The organism is Microbacterium sp. HSID17254 (assembly GCF_003989315.1).
Lineage (GTDB): Bacteria > Actinomycetota > Actinomycetes > Actinomycetales > Microbacteriaceae > Microbacterium.
The window spans coordinates 1-18,584 of record NZ_RBLT01000033.1 but is presented as its reverse complement, the minus strand read 5'-3'; the positions used below and the strand labels follow the sequence as shown (position 1 = coordinate 18,584).

The window sequence follows — 18,584 nt, the reverse complement described above, 5'->3', positions numbered from 1 at the left end:
CCGGAACGATCGGGGCACCTTTTCGCACCCGCGACGGCGCGGCACCGCCGGACGGTCGCTAGTGGCTGCAGGCGCAGGAGTCGCCGCCGCCGCAGCAGGAGGTCGCCGTCGCACCGCCGTGCGCCTGGGACGACTCCGGCACGTCCATGGCCGGGTTCTGGTCGAGGAAGCCGTAGGGCTTGAACCAGAATCCCGCGTAGTCCACGGGCATGATCGGCCAGTCCTCCGGCCGGGGGAAGTGCGTGAGCCCGAAGGTGTGCCACAGCACCATGTCCTCGCCGTCGATCCGGCGGTCGCCGGCGGTGTACTCCGGGAGGCCGGCGCCGCCCTGGTGCGCGTTGGGATAGCGCCCGGCCGGCCAGATCTGGCCGTGCTCGTACCGGGTCGCCCAGAGGTGCTTCGTGGCGAAGGCCGCGCGCGCCGCGACGGACGACGCGGGGTCGGCCATGAGCAGGGCGGTCGGCTCCGGCACGAGGTGATAGGCGGTCGGGCGGCCGACGTGGTTCGTCCGCGAGGCGCTCTGCACCTCCCACACCCGGGCGACGGAGGAGTCGGCCTCGCGCTGGGCGGCGTGCTCGGTCTCCAGCACCGTCTCCGACCAGGTGAAGGCGTTGCCGAACGGGTTGTCCGGCCCCATCGGCACCCGCTGCGCATCCACCTCGACGAGGCGGTTGTCCTGGCCGTCGATCGCCACGTCGAGGCGCGCGCAGAACAGGTGCTGGTGGACCGGGGCGAAGACGCCCGGGGCGAGCTCGGTGGCGTGCTTCTGGCGGACCCCCGGCTCTCCGGCACCGGCGAACACGATGCCCGTGGCCTTGGCGACGACCTCGATCGAGCCGTCCAGGCCGAAGTTCCAGTAGAAGCCGTAGTCGTAGTTGCCGATGGTGGAGAAGTACGAGACGACGAAGCGCCGTGAGCGCCGCACGTCGGAGCGTCCGGAGAGGTCGGTGTGCTTCCAGAGGATGCCGAAGTCCTCCTCGTGCATGCAGATCACGTTCGGGATGCGCACCGGGTGGCCGTGGTCGTCGGCGACGTAGCCGTCGAGGTATCGGATCACACCGAGGCAGTCGCAGCCGAGCTCCAGGTGGTTGGCGTTCTTGCCGAGGAGGTACTCGCCCGCGTCGAAGTAGCTGATCCAGAAGCGCCCGGGGGCGGTGTCGCCGTAGGGCACGACCATCTCCGGCACGCTCGCCCGGTGCAGCACGGAGCGCCCCTGGAACGACACGTCGTGCAGCACGAGGCCTTCGCGGGCGTTGAAGCCCACGCGCATCGACCAGCCCTCCCACTCGACGAGCGATCCGGAGATGTCGAAGCTCGGTCCCTCCGGCTGGGTGATCTCAATAGGCTTCAGCGTCGTCCGCGCCGCGCCCTGCACCTCCGGGTAGTAGTTGCCGTGTCCGGCCGGGACCGGCACGTCGCCCTCGTCCTCGACGCGGATCACGCTGTCCGTGGTGAGGTCGATGTGCACGATCAGCCCCTCGACGGGGTGCGCCCACGGGGAATCCTGCTCGTCGTATCGGAGGAAGGTGAGGGACCGGATCACGCGGCGGCCCACCTCGTCGGCGCGGCCCGTGTAGCCCGGGGCCAGGGGGGAGCAGAAGGCGAGGGCCAGGTGGTCCGTCAGGCCGCGACGGCGCATGGCCGCCTGCCATTCCGGCGAGGCCTTGGCGATGGCCTCGGCCCGCTCGTACTCCTCGAACAGGTACTGCGGCTGGCCGTAGGGCGGGGCGTCGTTGGGCACCCGGTCCTGGCGCACGACCTCGCCGCGGGTGATCGAGACGATCACCTCGGTCGCGACGCCGGTGGCGGTGTCGAGCAGCGTCACGTCCACCCGGCGGTCGATGGGGGAGCCGGGGCGCCAGGCCGCGAGCTCCTCCTTCGTGGCTTCGTCGGGGAGCAGCATCGGCACGCGGGTGGTCTCGGTGAGAAGACCTGCCGCGTCGAGGATGCGGCGCGCCGCGGCGATCTCGGCGCCGGTGAGCGGATCGAGCGGATGCGGAGCGGCGATGGGCTCGAGGGAGACGGGCTGCGGGGAGTGCGGGGACATCGTTGACCTCACTATTTTCGAGCGAACGCTCAAGAAACGGGTTGGCACGATGATACGACGGCGTGCACGGGTGCACAACCGTGGCGTGTGGGCGATGTCGAGGTCAGCGTCGCCAGGGAGCGAGGATGCTGTCGAGGACCGCGAAGTGCGCCTCCGGCGTCTGCGGCTCCGTGACCTCGACGACCTGCTGGCCGTAGGTGATCGAGCGCAGGAGGGCGAGGAGGTCGCCGGTGGGGGTGTCGGGGCGCAGCTCGCCGTCGGTCGCCGCCTCGTCCAGGGCCTCCCGGATGCTGTCCTGCCACGTCGCGAGAGTCGGCGCTCCGGCATCGGGGGCCGGGGCGAGAGTGGCCAGGCGCCCCCAGAAGCCGACGACCACGTGCGCCTCGGTGCGGGTGCGCTCGTCGACGGGGAGCACCTCGCCCATCAGGGCCCGCAGGCGGGCGAGTCCGCGGAGCCCGGTCGTGGCTGCGGCGATGCGCTCGTCGGTGCGTCGGGTGACCTCGGCCGCCGCGGCGCGCACGACGTCGTCGAAGCCGTCGAAGTAGTGCCACAGGGAGCCGGTCGCGACGCCGAGCTCCTTCGCGACCGCCCGCGAGGACACGCTCTCATGACCATCCCTGGCGGCGACGACGAGCAGCGCGTCGGCGATCTGGCGGCGACGCTCATCATGGTCGACGATGCGGGGCACGTGCTCATTGTGTCGCATTGCGACCGGGTCTCGTTTTTTTGAGCGACCGATCAATATACTTCGGTTGTGGACATCCTGCTCCCGACAGCATCGTGGCTGATGGCGGCGGCGGCGCTCGTGTCGGCCGGCGCCTGCCTCGCTGCGCGCCGTGCCGTGCCGTGGCAGGGACGCCAGGCGGCAGTGGTGATGGCGTCGGGGATGCTGCTGATGGCCGCGGGGGTCCTCGACGCGCTGGGCGACATCATCTGGGGTGCGTTGCTGCTGCTCTCGGCCATGCTCGGGACGATGGGGGTCCGCGGAACGCCGTCCGCGCCCGCGTGCTGCCACCGGGCGCTCGGCTCGCTCGTGATGGCGGCGTGCATGTTCGAATCCGCCTCGACCCCGGGGTCGGTCGCCGGCGTCGAGGCCGCTCTTGGTCACGGCGGGCATGGTCTCGGCGGTGTGCTCTCGGCGTTCGTGCTGGTGGGTTCTCTCGGGGTCGTCGGGTGGGCGTTCGCGGCCTCGTGGCGCCGTTCTGAGCTGCACCGCGGGGGAGCGGCGCGGTCGCTGACGGTCGAGTCCTGGGCGATGGCCGGCGGTGTCGTCGTGATGTGCGCCGGGATGTGATCGTGGAGCGTGAGGGAGGTCCGCTACCGTGAACGCATGCCCCTCGCCCTGATCACCGGTGCCGCCCGCGCGAACAGCATCGCCGCCGGCATCGTCCCGCGCCTGCGCGCCGCGGGGTGGACGGTCGTCACCAGCGATCTGCGCGACGCCGACCACCCGGCGGACCTGTCGACGCCGGACGGCCCCGCATCCCTCGTGGCGGAGGTGAATGCACAGCACGGTCCGATCTCGGCGCTGATCCTCAGCCACGCGCACGATGTCGAGTCCGGAATCCTCGACACCACGGCGGAGAGCTTCGACCTGCACGTCGCTGTGAACGCGCGGGCGAGCCTGCTCCTGATCGCAGCGTTCGCACGCCAGGTCGGCGAGGACGGCGGCGCGATCGTGGCGCTCACGAGCGATCACGTCACCGGCAACCTTCCGTACGGCGCTTCCAAGGGCGCGCTCGATCGGCTCGTCATCTCCGCCGCCCGCGAACTCGGTCCGCGCGGCATCTCCGCGAACGTGCTGAACCCCGGCCCGATCGACACCGGCTGGATGGATGACGAGACCCGCACCTCCCTGGGGGAGATGACGCCGCTGGGCAGGCTCGGGCGACCCGCCGACATCGCCGCCGTCGTCGAGTTCCTCGTCTCAGAAGAGGGGCGATGGATCTCGGGTCAGCTCCTGCAGGCGGACGGCGCCTTCTCGGCCCGCTACTGATCGCGGGCCGCGGGCCGGACGAAGGCCCAGGCGGCGAACGCCGCTGCCGCAGCCGCGACCGTCATCGTCACGGCCATCGTGATGGCCGTGGTCCCGCCGAGACCGGCGGCCACGGGGGCGAGCACGGGGCCGAACAGGAATGTCGCCATCCCGAGAAGGGCCGAAGCGGTGCCGGCACGGACTCCGTGATGGGCGAGCGCCAGCGTCTGACCATTGGGCCCGCCGATGCCGGAGCACAGCATGAACGCGACCAACGCGATGACGACACCCCTCATGCCAACGCCCAGAAGCGCCAGCACGAGGAAAGCCGTCGTCACCAGGAGCGTCGCGGTGATCCCGCCCAGGTAGACGCGCAGGGGCCCCCAACGCCGCACCACGAGTCGGCTCAACTGGCTGCCCGCGATACTCGCCAGGGCGCCGGCCGCGAAGGCGACGCTGAACTCCTGCGGGCTGAGACCGAACTCGTCCTGCAGCACGAACGACGACATCGACAGGTAGGTGAAGAACGCGACACCGCCTCCGGCCGCGGCGCACAGCACGGCGACGAAGAGCCGGTCGCGGACGACCGCTCCGGCGTGCGCGCTCCAGACCCGGAGGCCCCCGCGGTGACGGGCGCATGGCGACAGGGTCTCCGGCAGGGCGAACACCACCACGAGCAGCAACAGCACGCCGACCGCGGACAGCACCCCGAAGATCCCGCGCCAGTCCATGATGCGGGCGAGCTGACCGCCCACCACCGGCGCGATGATCGGGGCGGTGCCCGAGACGAGGAACAGCAGCGAGAGCATGCGGGAGAGCTCGACCCCCTCGAACTGGTCGCGGGCGATCGCCAGGCAGATCACGATGCCCGCCGATCCCGCCAGCCCCTGCAGGAAGCGCGCGACGAGCAGCAGCTCGATGTTCGGAGCGACGGCGCACACCGCGGAGAGCACCGCGAACGCCGCGACGCCGACCAGCAGTGGCAGGCGTCTGCCCAGCCGGTCGCTGAGAGGACCGGCGACGAGCTGTCCCAGGCCGAGGCCGATCATGCACGCCGACATCGTCGCCTGCGCCAGGGCCTCGGTCGTGCCGAGCGAGGCCGCGAGCTGGGGGAGCTGCGGCAGGTAGAGGTCCATCGACAGTGGACCGAAGGCTTCCAGCATGCCCAGCACCAGCATCGCCCGCAGAGTGCCCATGCGGGGCCGCGGGGCGTCAGCGGCGAACGGAAGACTCATCCCTCGAGGCGCAGCACGCGGCGCAGCCAGCTCTCCCGCGCGGCCACTGCGGCCCGGGAGACCTCGGCATCGGGGGAGAACCCGGAGAAGCCGTGGTAGCCGCCCGCCCAGACGTGCAGTTCGGCCTGCCCGCCCGTGGCCCAGATCCGCGACGCGTAGTCGACGGCCTCGTCGCGGAAGGTCTCGGCGGCGCCCACCTCGATGAACGCCGGAGCGAGTCCCGACAGATCCGTGGCCCGTGCCGGTGCCGTGTACGGCGACACGCGATCGGTGAACCGGTCCGCCCCGGCGATCGCGTCCCACGCGGTGTCGTTGTTGTTCCGGTCCCAGGCGCCGAAGCCGTCGTACTGGTGGCTCGACGGGGTCTCGTTGCGGTCGTCGAGCATCGGGCAGCCGAGGAGCTGCCCGGCCAGCCGGGGCCCGCCGCGGTCACGGGAGAGCAGCGCGACCGCCGCCGAGAGCCCGCCCCCGGCGCTCTGCCCGGAGGCGATGATGCGGGAGGTGTCGATGCCGAGCTCGTCGGCGTGGGCGACCATCCACTCCAGCGCCGCGTAGCAGTCCTCCGCCTGTGCCGGTCCGGGGTGCTCGGGGGCGAGGCGGTACTCGACCGCGACCCCGACGACGCCGTGCCGCGCGGCGAGGTCGATGAGCTCGGCGGTGCCGAAGAAGCGCGTGCCGAGCACCATGCCGCCGCCGTGGATCGACAGCACCGCCGGTGCCGGGTCCGTGGGCGCCGGCGCCGGGCGCACGACGGTGATCTCGAGGTCCGGAGACCCGACGGGGCCGGGGATGACCCGGTCCTCCCAGGTCACGGCGCGACCGTCCGCCTGCACGGCCATCGGCGGGATGATCGTGGCGAAGTGGTCGCGGTTGGCGTGGATCGTGTCCGCGCGCAGCGGGATGACCTCCACGAGGTCGACGAAGGCGTCGAGTCCGGCGACGAGCTCCGGGTCGTAGGGCACCGGCTCCGGCGTGCTCATGCGGCGGCCCGCCAGATCCGTCGCAGCCAGGAGGCGCGGGCGGCGAGGGCGGCGCGGGTGATCTCGGCCTCCGGCATGTACATGTCGAAGCCGTGGGCGCCGCCGCCCCAGACGTGCAGTTCGGCCTGTCCACCGGTCTCCCAGATCCGGAGGGCGTACGCGGTGTCCTCGTCACGGAACATCTCCGCCTCGCCGACCTCGATGTACGCGGGCGGGAGGCCGGAGACGTCCGTCGCGCGGCTCGGCGCGGCGTAGGCCGGGGCCTCGGTGCTGAACGCGAGCTCCTCGCCGAGGACGCATGACCAGGCGAGGAGGTTCATGTCGCGCTGCCAGGTGCCGATGCCGTCATACTGCCGACTGGCGACCGTGGTGTTGGTGTTGTCGATCATGGGGCACAGCAGCAGCTGCCCGGCCATGACAGGGCCCCGCCGATCGCGCGCCAGCAGGGCGACGGCCGCAGTGAGACCGCCGCCCGCGCTGCCTCCGCCCACGACGATGCGCGCGGGGTCGATGCCGAGCTCCGCGGCGTGGGCGTGCGTCCACACGAAGGCCGCGTAGCAGTCCTCCACGCCCGCGGGGTACGGGTCCTCCGGTGCGAGGCGGTACTCGACGTTCACGGCCACGACGCCGTGCTCCGCGACGATGTCGACGACCCGCGCCGTCTCCCACGAGCGGTGGCCGACGATCATGCCGCCGCCGTGGATGTTCACGAAGCCCGGGAGCGTCGAGGTCTCGGACCCCGCGGGGCGGAAGATCGTGACCTCGATGTCCGGGGCTCCGGGCGGGCCGGGGATGACGCGGTCCTCCCACGTGATGTCCCGGCCGGCGATCACGGTGTCGTTGTCCGGGAACATCCGGTCGACGCCGTCGCGCGGCAGGGTCTCGCGGGTGAGCGGGGGCTGCGGGTTCTTCGCGATCTCGTCGAGCACGGCCTGCACGTCGGGATCGAAGGGGACGGGGATGGTCATGGTTCTCCTCGGGTGGGACGGCGTCAGGGGCCTTCGGGGTCGACGACCCCGCGGTCGGCCCAGAAGGGCTCGACGAGACGGCGCAGCTCGGCGGCGCCGATGCGGTCGACGAGGGCGGCCGCGTCGAGGTTCGCCTGCAGCTGCGCGAGGCGGGAGGCGCCGAACAGGGTGGTCGTCAGGGCGGGGTGGGTGAGGGTGAAGGCGATGCCGAGCTGGGCCGGGGTCGCGCCGAGGTCCTCCGCGACCGCGGTGAACGCAGGGACGTCGGCGATGATCCGCTCGCGGATGTCGCCGGGGTCGCGCCCGATCTGCCGGCCGCCGTTCACCGTCCCGGCGAGGATCCCGCCCTCCAGGCAGTCCGAGGCCTGCAGCGTGAGGCCCTGCTCCCAGAGGCGCGCGAACGGCTCGCCGTCCGGGATCGACCGGCGCGAGACGCTGTACTTGAGCTGCGCGATCTGCGGACCGGGCACGCCTTCCGCGGCGGCGAGGTCGATCAGGGTCTGGATGCTCCCCGCCGACCAGTTGTTCACGCCCCACGCGCGGATGAGGCCGGCGTCGGTGAGGGCGGCGAGGTCGAGCACGAGATCGCGCAGCTCGAGGTCGTCGCGGCGCAGGTCGCCGAGGATCACGAGGTCGGCGTGCTCCGTGCCCACCCGCATCAGGGCGTTCTCGAGCTGCGGGCGGAAGCCGTCGGCGCCGAAGGCCTCCAGCCAGAGCTTCGACGACAGCAGCCACTCCTCTCGGCGCAGCCCCGCCGCGCGCACCATCGCCGAGAAGATCACGTCGGTGAAGACGGGCGGGGCGCCGGGTGCGGAGTACACGCCCACATCGAAGAGGTTCACGCCACGGTCGGTGGCCTCGCGCAGGAGTGCGACCGCGTCGGCGAAGTCCATGCGATCGTAGGTGTGCCACGAGCCCAGGGAGAACAGGGAGGCATGCAGGCCGCTGCGGCCGATCTCGCGAAGGGGGAGGGGAGTGGTCATGATGCTCCTCAGAGGCTCGGGTCGATGACGGCCTTGACCTCATCGAGGTGGTGCATGTGGGCGATCTTCGCGGAGGCGTCGGCGAGTCCGACCGGGGCACTGAACAGGTCGTCCCACGGGAAGCGGTCGGCGAAGGCCGTGAAGAAGTCGATCGCGCGGGCGTAGTCGGAGATGTCGCCGTTGAGCGAGCCGACCACCGTGAGCTCCTTGCCCATGATCGTGCTCAGGGCGAAGCCGTCTCCGGCGGGGCCGGTCGAGCCGACGATCGCGACGGTGCCGCGCTGGGCGGCCATGCCGACGGCGTCCGGCCCGACGCTCGGGGCGCCCGCGAAGTCGAACACGTGGTCCGCCCCCTGGTCTCCGGTGAGCGCCAGGACCTGGTCGACGACGGGCCCGTCGCGGAAGTCCACGACGGCGTCGGCGCCGAAGCGGGCGGCGAGCTCCAGACGGGCCGCGGGAGCGCCGACGGTGATGACCTGCCCGGCACCCGCGATCTTCGCGACTGCCGTGGCGAAGATGCCGAGGGCGCCGGAGCCCTGCACCACCACGCGGGAGCCGGGGCGGATGCGACCGGCCCGCTCGAACGCGCGGAGGACGGTCTTCGCAGCGCAGCCGGCCATGGAGGCCCAGGTGTCCTTCACCGCCGCCGGGAGCAGGAGCTTGGCGGCACCCGGGGTCACGTACGTGTACTCGGAGAGCCCGGCCGTCGCGAACGGCGGCACGTCGGCGCGCTGGAGGAAGCCGTAGCCGCGGCGGGAGCAGGCGACCGGTTCCCGCAGCACGACGCACCCGTGGCACTCGCCGCAGGTGGACTCCGACCAGCCGATCCGGTCGCCAGGGGAGAGCGGGCGGCCGAGCCCGTCGCGGGTGTCGGGTCCGGTGGCCACGATCTCGCCGACCATCTCGTGACCGAGGACCATGGGCAGCATGCCGGGGAACGACATCCTCCCCTCCCAGATCTCGATGTCCGTGCCGCACAGCGTGGTGCAGGCGATGCGGACGAGGGCGGCGCCGGGTTCGATCTCGGCGGGCAGCGGGAGATCCTGCAGGGTGAGCGGCTCGCCGTGCGCGGTGAGCACCGCGGCGCGGGTGGTGGTGGGGAGGGTCATGGTTCTCCAGTCGCGGGGCGGGTGGCGGGATCGAAGACGGTCCTCCGCGGTGCCCGGGAGGGGCGGAATCGATCCCCACGGAGGGGGCGGGATCAGACGAGGAGCTGGCCGCCGTCGACGGGGACCGAGACCCCGGTGATGTGGCTGGCGGCCTCGCTCGCGAGGAACAGCACGAGCGGGGTGACCTGGTCGACCTCGGCGATGGTGCCGAGCGGGATGCGCGACTCCCACGCGGCGCGGGCATCGGGGTCCGAGGCGAATCCGGCGGTCAGGGGCGTGAGCACGGGGCCGGGGGCGACGGCGTTGACCCGCACCCCGGAGCCGGCGAGCTCGATGGCCGCCGTCCGGGTGAGCGCGTCGACCGCGGCCTTCGTGGCCTCGTAGTGCCCGAGGCCGGGAGTGGGCTGCCGGGCGCCGATCGAGGAGATGTTGACGATGGCCCCGTGACCGGCCGCGGCGAGCAGCCCGCCGAAGACCCGCAGCATGAGGAACGTGCCGCGGACGTTGACGCGCAGGGCCGCATCGACCGCATCGACCGCGACCTCGTGGAGTGTTCCGCCGCCGGCGACGACGCCGGCGTTGTTGACGAGGGCGTCGAGTCCGCCGGCCTCGCGGAGCCGTTCGGCCGCCGCCAGCACCGACGCTTCGTCGCCGATGTCGAGGGGGAGGGCGGTGGCGCCGATCTCGGCGGCGACGGCTGCCGCGGCGCCTTCGTCCACGTCGCCGATGAACACATCATCCCCGGCGGCGCGGAAGGCGGTGGCGATGCCGCGGCCGAGCCCGGAGGCTCCTCCGGTGACGAGGATACGGCGCGGGGAAGCGGTCATGGTCGTCCTCACTGACGGGTGTTCTGACGGGATGAGTCCGTTATATTCTACAAACATAGAAAAACACAACCCCGTGCCCCGAGACGGCGAAGGAGCCCTCATGCCCGATGCGACATACCCCCGCAAGCCGCTGTCTCCGGGAGGCGCGACGGTGCCGCCGCTCGCCCTCGGATCGTGGAACACCTGGGATCGCATGGAGTTCGACGACGCCGTGCAGCTCATCCACCGGGCGGTCGAGCTCGACGCCGGATTCTTCGACATCGCGTACTACAACATGGGACCGCACGCCGAGAACTCCCGGACCGACATCCTCTTCGGGGAGGCCTTTCGCGCGAGCGGGGTGGACCGTGCCGACGTCGTGCTGTGCGGCAAGCTCTGGCTCTGGGACTGGCCGAACCAGGGCTTCCGTGGGCAGATCGAGGAGTCGCTCGAGCGGGCCGGCCTCGACCGCTTCGACACCCTCGTGGTGGGGGACTACCTCGACGCCCCGGACATGCCGCGACTCGTCGCCGACGTGAACGCTCTCCTCGCGGACGGCCTGGTCGACTCGTGGGGGATCAACAACTGGCGGATCGCGGACACCAGGGCGGCGCTCGCCGAGGCGGACGCGCAGGGGCTGATCGGCCCCACGTTCGCGCAGCTCAAGTACGGCATCGCCCGACGGGCCATGGCGGAGGGTGGCGAGTACGGCCCGCTGTTCGCCGACGGAACCCTCGCGCTGCAGGCCTCGGACGTGTTCGAGGGCGGAATCCTCGCCACGGGACGGATGCCTCAGCGCAAGATCGGTGCCGATGTCGGGGGTATCCGCGAGCGGATCCTCGCCGTGTACCCCGAGGTCGCGCGGGTCGCGGGGGAGTTCGGCGTGACCCCGGCCGCCCTCGGCATCGCCTTCTGTCTGGCGAACCCCGCGACGGCCACCGTGCTCTTCGGTGCCTCCCGCGTCGCGCAGCTCGAGGAGAACCACGCCGCCCTCGCCCTCGCCCGCGACCACGGAGCCGAGGTCCGCGCCGCCCTCGCCGGCTGCCGCGTCGACCATGCCGTCCGCCCCGACGGCACCTGGTGACCTTTCGCGCCTGCCCCCCCTCCGCCCCGCCCCGCCCCCGCCGGTGTCCGGGATCACTTCCGCACCTCCCGCGCGCCCCGCGGGCACGTTCCTGATCCCGCACTCGCTCGCCCTCGCGTCCCACTCCGCGTGCGGGATCACTTCCGCACCTCCCGCGCGCCCCACGGGCACGCTTCTGATCCCGCACGGTGTCACCTACTGCGTCCCGGTGGGAAAACGTGCCTCGAGAAGAGAGAGTGCGCCGGGAGGCGACCCTGGTGCCCCGCCCTGTGCCCCTGAGGACCGCTTCGCCCGCGGGATCAGTTCCGCCCCTCGCGCGCGCTCTGCGGGCACGTTTGTGATCCCGTCTTGCTCCGCCTCCACCCCCACCCCGCTGCGGGATCCATTCCGCGCCTCGTCGACGGTTCGCTGGCACGTTTCTGATCCCGCACGGCGCGACGCTCCGCGCGCCGATTCGAGAACGCGCCGCGTGGGGAGGATGTGTGGTCGATTCTGATCCCGCTTCTGGTGGCGGCTGTGGGTCCGTCGCCGAGTCTGCTGTTCCTGCACGACCGAACCGCTCTCCGGCACCCCGGATCAGAAACGCTCCTCGCCTCCGTGCTGGATCAGAAATGCTCCTCGCCTCCCTGCCGGATCAGAAGCGATCCTCGGACCGGGGTGGGAGGTGCGTTCTTGATCCCGGGAGGGTGGGTGTGGTCTCCCTCGGGAGCGGCAGCGGAGACCGTTCCCGCCGTCACTCGCTCCGGTGCGGGGTGAAAAGGGTGCGTTGAACGCGCCGCGGAGGGGTGTTTCTGATCCGGCCGGAGGGGTGCGCGCAGTGGCGGGATCAAGAACGGGCCCCGCGGGGAGGGGGCGGGTGCGGTATTGATCCCGGCACCGCCACCGGCACCGCCACCGGCACCGGCACCGGCACCGGCACCGGTACCCGCACCGGCACCGCCACAGGCACCCGGGGGACGGGGGTGTGCGCGGGGGAGCAAGGTGCGTGCGCGCTGAGGCATCGGTCCGTGCGACCGGGGTCGGAAACACGCTTGCGCTCTTTTTCCACGCATGTAGACTAACCAGCACGACACATCGAAGTGGCGTCGGTCCCGGTCTCCGGTCAGCGGCTCTTCGAACCTTCTTCACCACCCCCTGCACCCGAGAGAAGGAACCATGAAACGAATGCCCCTCGCGGTCGCCGCCGCCGTCGCCGCGACCCTCGCGCTCGCCGGCTGCAGCGGCGGCGGAACGCCCTCGCCGTCCGACGGCGGTGGTGCCGAAGGCCCCGACGCCCTCAACATCGGCAACTTCCTCGATGTCACGTCGTGGGATCCGTCCCTCGCCGACATCGGCTTCGACGGCCCCTACCTGTCCGCGGTGTACGATGCCCTGATCGCCCTCGACGCCGACGGCACCCCGATCCCGTCGCTCGCGACGAAGTGGACCGTGGCCGACGACGACCTCAGCATCGACCTCGACATCCGCACCGACGCCGTGTTCAGCGACGGCACCCCGGTCGACGCCGACGCCGTCGTCGCGAGCCTCGAGTACCTCAAGGCCGGCGCCCGGTCCGGCGAGGCCTACGTCAACGCGAAGGGCTTCGAGAAGGTCGACGACGACACCGTCCGCATCGCCCTCACGCAGCGCGACGACACGATCCTCTACCTGATGGGCCTCGGCCGCAGCTACGTCATGCCCCCGGCCTCCATCGAGGCCGGCACGCTCGGCAGCGACCCGGTCGGCTCCGGCCCCTATGTGCTCGACAGCGACACCAGCGTCGCGGGCGCCGAGTACCACTTCACCAAGACCGAGGACCACTGGGACGCGGAGACGTACCCGTTCGCCGAACTCGCGATCTACCCGATCACCGATGCGACCGCCCGTCACAACGCGATGCTCAGCGGCCAGATCAACGTGCAGTACGGCGACGTGGCCAACCTCGACCAGGCCGAGCAGCAGGGCTGGAACACCGCCCAGCGGGTCTCCGGGTGGGCGGGCCTCGTCATCACCGACCACACCGGCGCGAAGAGCGAGCCCCTCGGCAAGCTCGAGGTGCGCCAGGCGCTGAACTACGCGTTCGACGGTGCGGCCGTCCTCGCGGCGGTCGGCAGCGGTGCGGGCGTGGCCACCAACCAGGTGTTCCCGGACGGCGGCGACATCAACGATCCCGAGCTCAACGACGCCTACGCGTTCAACATGGACAAGGCGAAGGAGCTTCTGGCCGACGCCGGCTACCCGGACGGCTTCGACATCTCGATGCCGATGTCCCCGATCTTCGAGATGTGGAAGCCGTCGGCCGAGCAGGCCCTCAACGAGCTCGGCATCACCGTCACCTGGGACAACATGCAGATGCCGGACTACCAGCTCAACGCACCGAACTACCCGATGTTCATCTCCTTCCTCGCGATGGACGGCAACGACGTGGCCACCGTCTCCCGGCAGCTGACGAGCGTGCAGTGGTTCAACCCGGAGCCCGACTACGCGAAGAACGAGGTCATCGCCCCGCTCGTCGAGAAGGTGCAGACGGAGCGCGGCGACGCGCAGACCGCCGCCATCAAGGAGCTCAACGAGGCCCTCGTCGACCAGGCCTGGTGGTCGGTCTGGTACCAGGCGAACAACATCTACTACACGGCGCCCGGCATCCAGCTGCAGCCCGTCGTGGGGATGATGTTCCCGACGCTGCGGTACATCACGCAGGGCTGAACGCCCGCCGGGGCGGTCGCCACGCGGCCGCCCCGGCACCCCTTCCCCTCCTCCTCACCCTCGAGAGGCCCCCATGCTCCTCTTCACGGCGAAGCGGGTGCTGTCCGGCATCCTCCTGCTCGTCGCGGTCTCGATCGGCACGTTCTTCCTCGCCCACCTCGCGATCAGCGATCCGACCGCGTCGCTCCTCGGGACCACGGCGAGTCCTGCGCAGCAGGAGGCGCTGGCGGCGAAGATCGGTCTCGACCGCCCCCTGATCGTGCAGTTCTGGGACTGGTTCTCCCACGCCGTGCTGCTCGACTTCGGCGTCTCGTGGCGCAACTTCCAGCCGGTCGGTGCGCAGCTCGCGGTCAAAGTCCCCGTCACGCTCTCCGTCGTGACCCTCGCGACCCTCATCACCGCAGTCATCGGCGTCGCCTTCGGCATGATCACCGGACTCCGCCCCGGCACCTGGTTCGACCGGATCATCAAGGGGATCTCCGTCGTCCTCTTCGCGCTCCCCGGGTTCTGGGTGAGCCTGGTCCTGGTGATGTGGCTGGCTGTGCAGCTCCAGTGGTTCCCCGCCGTCGGCTACGTCCCGCCGACCCAGTCCGTCGAAGGGTGGCTGCGCTCGATCACGCTGCCGGCGATCTCCCTCGCCCTGGGCGGCATCGTCGCCGTGTCCGAGCAGCTGCGGAACGCCGTCATCGCCCAGAGCCGCCAGGACTGGGTGCGCACCCTCCGCAGCCGCGGCCTGTCCGCCGCCCGGGTGAACCTGCACATCCTCCGCAACGCCTCGCCCGCCGCGCTCACGGTGATCGCCCTGATGTTCGTGGGCCTGCTCTCCGGCGCCATCGTGGTGGAGCAGATCTTCAGCCTCCCCGGTCTGGGGCAGCTCACGAACCAGTCGTCGCAGAACGGCGACATCCCCATGCTGCTCGGGATCACGGTGGTCTCCATCGTCTTCGTCGTCCTCATCAACCTCCTGCTCGACCTCGTGCTCGGCTGGATCAACCCGAAGGTGCGCGTCGCATGACCACGACAGACATCCGCGTCGCCTTCGACTGGGCCGCCCAGAAGCGCCGGTCGAGCCTGTTCCGACGCTTCCTCCGCCACCCCGGCGGCTCCATCCCGCTCGCGATCTTCGTGCTCATCGTGCTCGTCGGCGTGTTCGCGCCGCTGCTGGCGCCGATGGACCCGAACCTCGTCGACCTCGCAGCCGCCAAGGCCCCGCCCTCGCCGGAGCACCTCCTCGGCGGCGACTCCACCGGGCGCGACATCCTCAGCCGCCTCATCTACGGGACGAGGACGACGCTGTGGGGCGCGCTCATCACGATCGTCACGGCGCTCGTCATCGGGGTTCCGTCGGGTGTCGCAGCCGGGTACTTCGGCGGCGTCTTCGACCGGGTCGCGACCTGGATCAGCGACGCCCTCCAGTCGATCCCCGGGATGATCATCCTCCTCGTGGTCGCCGCCGGCAGCCGCAACAACTTCGAGCTGCTGATGGTCACCGTCGGCGTCTTCATGGTCCCGGGGTACTTCCGCATCGCGCGGTCGCAGACGCTCGCCGTCCGCGGCGAGGCGTACATCGACGCCGCCCGTGTGTCGGGCCTGTCGGACGCGCGCATCATCTTCCGCCACGTCATCACGGCCGTCTACCCGCCGGTCATCATCCAGACCGCGCTCACTGCGGGTATCGCCATGGGCATGCAGGCGGGGCTCCAGTTCCTCGGCATCGGCGACTCGAACGTGCCGAGCTGGGGCGCGATGATGCTCGAGGGCTTCCGGCTCATGCTCACCTACCCGCTCATGCTGCTGTGGCCCTCCGCTGCGCTCGGTCTCACGATCGCCGTCCTCGCGATCATGGGCTCCACGCTCGCCGAGCTCGTGCAGGTGCGCACGCCGCGCGCGGCCCGACGGCGGCGGCGCGGAGTGCTCGAGACCGCGGACGAGGTCGCCGCGGCTCCTGCCACGGGCAGTGTCCGCCACGAGGCTCCGGCGTCGGCCCTCCGCGTCGAGAACCTGCACGTCGTCCACGCGACGCCGACGGGGGAGACCGAGGTCGTGCACGGCGTGACGCTCGACGTCGCGCCAGGGGAGGTCGTCGGGATCGTCGGCGAGTCCGGGTCGGGCAAGTCGCAGACCGTGTTCTCGGTGCTCGACCTGCTCCCCGCGACCGGTCGGGCGACCGCCGACGCGATCTGGGTCGGCGGCGCGGAGGTCACCCACGCGACGCCGAAGGAGCGCCAGGCCCTGCTCGGACGCACGATCGGCTACGTGCCGCAGGAGCCGATGAGCAATCTCGACCCCTCGTACACGATCGGACACCAGCTCATCGAGCCGCTGCGCCGGACGCACGGGCTCGGGAAGGCCGCCGCTCGGCAGCGCGCGCGGGAGGTGCTCCTGCGGGTCGGGCTGTCCGACCCCGATCGCGTGATGCGCAGCTATCCGCATCAGGTGTCCGGCGGCATGGCCCAGCGCGTGCTCATCGCCGGCGCGATCGCCGGTCGGCCGTCGCTTCTCGTGGCGGACGAGCCCACCACCGCCCTCGACGTGACCGTGCAGGCCGAGGTCCTCGAACTGCTGCGGGAGCTGCAGGCCGAGTACGGCATGGCGCTGCTCATCGTGACGCACAACTTCGGCGTCGTCGCCGACATCTGCGACCGTGTGATCGTCATGCGCGGCGGCGACATCGTGGAGACGGGGCCCGTGGACGACCTCTTCGCCGCGCCCACCCAGGAGTACACGCGCGAGCTCATCGCCGCGTCGCTCGACGAAGCCGACGGTCGCGCCGCGCTCGACGGCCGGCGGACGGAGGTCCCCGCATGAACACCGCTCCGGTGAACCCCTTGCTGCAGGTGGACGACCTCGTGGTCGAGTACGGCCGGGGTCGGCACGCCTTCCGCGCGCTGCACGGCGTCTCCCTCGACATCGCCCCCGGTGAGTGCCTGGGCCTGGTCGGCGAGTCCGGATCCGGGAAGTCGACGCTCGGCAAGGCCATCCTCGGCCTCGCCCCGGTGACGGCGGGCCGCATCCGCTTCGACGGCCGGGACATCGGCCGGCTCGGCGGCCGGGCCCGACGGGCGCTCGCCGACGACGTGCAGGTCGTGTTCCAGGACCCGTACGGCTCCCTCAACCCGGCACTGACCATCGGCGACATCCTCGCCGAGCCGCTGCTGACGACGGGGATCGGGGCGAAGGCCGCCGAGAAGCGCGTGCGCGACATGCTCGACCGCGTGCGGCTGCCCTCCGCGAGCATGGACCGGTACCCGAGCGAGTTCTCCGGCGGGCAGCGGCAGCGCATCGCGATCGCCCGCGCCCTCGTCCGCGGTCCGCGGCTGATCGTGTGCGACGAGCCGGTCAGTGCGCTCGATCTCACCACGCAGGCCACCATCCTCGACCTCTTCATCGAACTGCAGCGCGACACCGGCGTGGCCTACCTGTTCGTCTCGCACGACCTCGGCGTCGTCCGTCGGGTCTGTCACCGGGTCGCCGTGATGTACCGGGGCGAGATCGTCGAGATCGGAGACGGGGAGCAGGTCACGCGCGCGCCACGTCACCCGTACGCCGAGCGCCTGCGGCTGGCCTCGCCCGTCGCGGACCCGGTGGCTCAGCGGGAACGCCGGGCGCAATGGCTCGCTCTGCGGGAGGTGCCCGATGCGGCGGTACGGTAGCTCCAGGCCGGAACACGCCACACCCCGGACTCGGCCGGAAGGACGCCATGCCGAAGATCATCGACCACGACCAGCGGCGACGGGACATCGTCGAGGTGGCCAAGAGCATCATCCTGAAGGGTGGGTTCGAGGCGGCGACCATGCGCAGCATCGCCGCGGAGGCGGGCTTCGCGAACGGTGCGCTGAAGCACTACTTCCCCGGGAAGGAGAGCATCGTCGCGGCGACGTTCGAGACGATCCTGCAGCAGATGTCCGAGGGCGTGGAGGCCGCGGGGCAGGAGCCGGTGGCGGCGGACGACGCCCTGCGGGGCTTCCTGCAGGCCACCGTGCCGCGCGACCCGGAGCAGATCGCCGCGGGCCGGGTGCTCCTGGCGCTCTGGGAGTACGCGATGGCGAACGAGTCCCTGGCCGAGCTCTACCGCGGACACCTGGGCTCCTGGCGAGCCTCGCTCATCGCGCGCATGGAGGCGGCCCGCGACGAGGGGTCGATCCGCGATCAGGACTACGGCCCGCTGGCGGACGAGTACATCTCCGCGGCGGTCGGGGCGACGGTCATCAACCTCATGTACCCGGACGGCGAGCGCATCGCCGACTACGAGAACTACATCGACCGGTTCCTCGCGCGGCTGCGCTGAGGGTGAGGGGCCGGTCCCGAGAGGACGGTCCGTCATGACCCTTCCCCCCGAACGACCCGTGGTGTTCCTGCACGGCCTCGCCTCGCGCGGCACGCAGGACTGGCCGGACAGCGAGTGGACGGCGGTGCTCGGCGACCGGCCGCGCCGGGTCCTCGATCTGCCGGCGCACGGCGACGCCCCCGGGCTCGGAGTCGTGCCGACCTCCGCGGTGCTCGACGCGCTCGCCGAAGCGATCGGCCCGGACGAGGTGGACCTCGTCGGCTACTCGCTCGGTGCCCGACTCGCGTGGGACCTCGCGCGGCACCCCGGTGTCGCGGTGCGGCGTCTCGTGCTCGGCGGCCTCAGCGCGGGGGAGCCCTTCGCGCTCGTCGACCTCTCCGCCGCGCGGGCCGCGCTCGCCGGCGGACCGGCTCCCGTCGACCCA

The 18,584-nt window shown here is 71.6% G+C and carries 17 protein-coding genes; 9 read left to right on the top strand and 8 right to left on the bottom strand.

Features of this window, described 5'->3' with window-relative positions; translation table 11 throughout:
* Positions 1-58: 58 nt before the first annotated feature.
* Together D8M34_RS14465 and D8M34_RS14460 are read right to left on the bottom strand one after the other, a co-directional pair.
* Positions 59-2,047, bottom strand: coding sequence for a primary-amine oxidase (locus D8M34_RS14465; RefSeq protein ID WP_174235393.1), 1,989 nt, complete (start codon positions 2,045-2,047; stop codon positions 59-61).
* A gap of 103 nt (positions 2,048-2,150) precedes the next feature.
* Positions 2,151-2,735: a TetR/AcrR family transcriptional regulator gene (locus D8M34_RS14460; protein ID WP_126894337.1), complete on the bottom strand. Its 585-nt coding sequence runs from the start codon at positions 2,733-2,735 to the stop codon at positions 2,151-2,153.
* Positions 2,736-2,801: 66 nt separating this feature from the next.
* On the opposite strand from D8M34_RS14460, the gene D8M34_RS14455 reads away from it, so the two are divergent.
* Both D8M34_RS14455 and D8M34_RS14450 read left to right on the top strand, forming a co-directional pair.
* Positions 2,802-3,341: a hypothetical protein gene (locus D8M34_RS14455; protein ID WP_126894336.1), complete on the top strand. Its 540-nt coding sequence runs from the start codon at positions 2,802-2,804 to the stop codon at positions 3,339-3,341.
* A gap of 36 nt (positions 3,342-3,377) precedes the next feature.
* The gene (locus tag D8M34_RS14450) at positions 3,378-4,043 is read left to right on the top strand and encodes an SDR family oxidoreductase (protein ID WP_017204020.1); all 666 of its coding nucleotides are present in this window, start codon (positions 3,378-3,380) and stop codon (positions 4,041-4,043) included.
* Here D8M34_RS14450 and D8M34_RS14445 read toward each other — a convergent pair.
* The 6 genes from D8M34_RS14445 to D8M34_RS14420 all read right to left on the bottom strand — a co-directional run bounded on the left by D8M34_RS14445 (position 4,037) and on the right by D8M34_RS14420 (position 10,124).
* Complete coding sequence (locus tag D8M34_RS14445) at positions 4,037-5,257, bottom strand: multidrug effflux MFS transporter (protein WP_231729416.1); 1,221 nt, start codon at positions 5,255-5,257, stop codon at positions 4,037-4,039. The two genes, D8M34_RS14450 and D8M34_RS14445, sit on opposite strands and share 7 nt — an antisense overlap.
* Positions 5,254-6,237 (bottom strand): alpha/beta hydrolase, encoded by a 984-nt coding sequence (locus D8M34_RS14440; RefSeq protein WP_062766349.1) that lies wholly within the window; start codon positions 6,235-6,237, stop codon positions 5,254-5,256. The genes D8M34_RS14445 and D8M34_RS14440 overlap by 4 nt, the downstream gene beginning before the upstream one ends.
* Positions 6,234-7,205, bottom strand: a complete 972-nt coding sequence (locus tag D8M34_RS14435) for an alpha/beta hydrolase (RefSeq protein WP_062766352.1) — start codon at positions 7,203-7,205, stop codon at positions 6,234-6,236. Before D8M34_RS14435 ends, D8M34_RS14440 begins: the two co-directional genes overlap by 4 nt.
* Positions 7,206-7,228: 23 nt before the next feature.
* Entirely contained in the window at positions 7,229-8,188 is a 960-nt protein-coding gene (locus tag D8M34_RS14430; RefSeq protein ID WP_126894335.1) for an aldo/keto reductase, read from the bottom strand.
* A gap of 8 nt (positions 8,189-8,196) precedes the next feature.
* The gene (locus D8M34_RS14425; protein WP_126894334.1) at positions 8,197-9,297 is read right to left on the bottom strand and encodes a zinc-binding dehydrogenase; all 1,101 of its coding nucleotides are present in this window, start codon (positions 9,295-9,297) and stop codon (positions 8,197-8,199) included.
* Positions 9,298-9,389: 92 nt separating this feature from the next.
* Positions 9,390-10,124 carry an SDR family NAD(P)-dependent oxidoreductase gene (locus D8M34_RS14420; RefSeq protein ID WP_126894333.1) on the bottom strand — a complete coding sequence of 245 codons (735 nt, stop codon included), beginning with the start codon at positions 10,122-10,124 and terminating at the stop codon, positions 9,390-9,392.
* 100 nt (positions 10,125-10,224) lie between these two features.
* On the opposite strand from D8M34_RS14420, the gene D8M34_RS14415 reads away from it, so the two are divergent.
* The 7 genes from D8M34_RS14415 to D8M34_RS14385 all read left to right on the top strand — a co-directional run.
* On the top strand, positions 10,225-11,187 hold the full coding sequence (locus D8M34_RS14415) for an aldo/keto reductase (RefSeq protein WP_126894332.1): 963 nt from the start codon (positions 10,225-10,227) through the stop codon (positions 11,185-11,187).
* A 1,155-nt stretch (positions 11,188-12,342) separates the two neighbouring features.
* A complete protein-coding gene (locus D8M34_RS14410) occupies positions 12,343-13,872 on the top strand; it encodes an ABC transporter substrate-binding protein (protein ID WP_238695670.1) in 1,530 nt (509 codons plus the stop codon).
* 73 nt (positions 13,873-13,945) lie between these two features.
* Positions 13,946-14,887 (top strand): ABC transporter permease, encoded by a 942-nt coding sequence (locus tag D8M34_RS14405; RefSeq protein WP_025103884.1) that lies wholly within the window; start codon positions 13,946-13,948, stop codon positions 14,885-14,887.
* Complete coding sequence (locus D8M34_RS14400) at positions 14,884-16,680, top strand: dipeptide/oligopeptide/nickel ABC transporter permease/ATP-binding protein (RefSeq protein WP_126894331.1); 1,797 nt, start codon at positions 14,884-14,886, stop codon at positions 16,678-16,680. The genes D8M34_RS14405 and D8M34_RS14400 overlap by 4 nt, the downstream gene beginning before the upstream one ends.
* Positions 16,677-17,525: an ATP-binding cassette domain-containing protein gene (locus tag D8M34_RS14395; protein WP_029989391.1), complete on the top strand. Its 849-nt coding sequence runs from the start codon at positions 16,677-16,679 to the stop codon at positions 17,523-17,525. Before D8M34_RS14400 ends, D8M34_RS14395 begins: the two co-directional genes overlap by 4 nt.
* 47 nt (positions 17,526-17,572) lie before the next feature.
* A complete protein-coding gene (locus tag D8M34_RS14390; RefSeq protein WP_126894330.1) occupies positions 17,573-18,160 on the top strand; it encodes a TetR/AcrR family transcriptional regulator in 588 nt (195 codons plus the stop codon).
* 34 nt (positions 18,161-18,194) lie between these two features.
* On the top strand, positions 18,195-18,584 hold a 390-nt coding region (locus D8M34_RS14385; protein ID WP_126894329.1), incomplete at its 3' end, for an alpha/beta fold hydrolase.

What these genes read in the sequence shown, in the direction of transcription:
- D8M34_RS14435 (WP_062766352.1), bottom strand. Translation starts at nt 7,205, where the DNA reads ATGACCATCCCCGTCCCCTTCGATCCCGACGTGCAGGCCGTGCTCGAC.
- D8M34_RS14425 (WP_126894334.1), bottom strand. Translation starts at nt 9,297, where the DNA reads ATGACCCTCCCCACCACCACCCGCGCCGCGGTGCTCACCGCGCACGGC.
- D8M34_RS14465 (WP_174235393.1), bottom strand. Translation starts at nt 2,047, where the DNA reads ATGTCCCCGCACTCCCCGCAGCCCGTCTCCCTCGAGCCCATCGCCGCT.
- D8M34_RS14415 (WP_126894332.1), top strand. Translation starts at nt 10,225, where the DNA reads ATGCCCGATGCGACATACCCCCGCAAGCCGCTGTCTCCGGGAGGCGCG.
- D8M34_RS14395 (WP_029989391.1), top strand. Translation starts at nt 16,677, where the DNA reads ATGAACACCGCTCCGGTGAACCCCTTGCTGCAGGTGGACGACCTCGTG.
- D8M34_RS14420 (WP_126894333.1), bottom strand. Translation starts at nt 10,124, where the DNA reads ATGACCGCTTCCCCGCGCCGTATCCTCGTCACCGGAGGAGCCTCCGGG.
- D8M34_RS14400 (WP_126894331.1), top strand. Translation starts at nt 14,884, where the DNA reads ATGACCACGACAGACATCCGCGTCGCCTTCGACTGGGCCGCCCAGAAG.
- D8M34_RS14445 (WP_231729416.1), bottom strand. Translation starts at nt 5,257, where the DNA reads ATGAGTCTTCCGTTCGCCGCTGACGCCCCGCGGCCCCGCATGGGCACT.
- D8M34_RS14440 (WP_062766349.1), bottom strand. Translation starts at nt 6,237, where the DNA reads ATGAGCACGCCGGAGCCGGTGCCCTACGACCCGGAGCTCGTCGCCGGA.
- D8M34_RS14450 (WP_017204020.1), top strand. Translation starts at nt 3,378, where the DNA reads ATGCCCCTCGCCCTGATCACCGGTGCCGCCCGCGCGAACAGCATCGCC.
- D8M34_RS14390 (WP_126894330.1), top strand. Translation starts at nt 17,573, where the DNA reads ATGCCGAAGATCATCGACCACGACCAGCGGCGACGGGACATCGTCGAG.
- D8M34_RS14410 (WP_238695670.1), top strand. Translation starts at nt 12,343, where the DNA reads ATGAAACGAATGCCCCTCGCGGTCGCCGCCGCCGTCGCCGCGACCCTC.
- D8M34_RS14430 (WP_126894335.1), bottom strand. Translation starts at nt 8,188, where the DNA reads ATGACCACTCCCCTCCCCCTTCGCGAGATCGGCCGCAGCGGCCTGCAT.
- D8M34_RS14405 (WP_025103884.1), top strand. Translation starts at nt 13,946, where the DNA reads ATGCTCCTCTTCACGGCGAAGCGGGTGCTGTCCGGCATCCTCCTGCTC.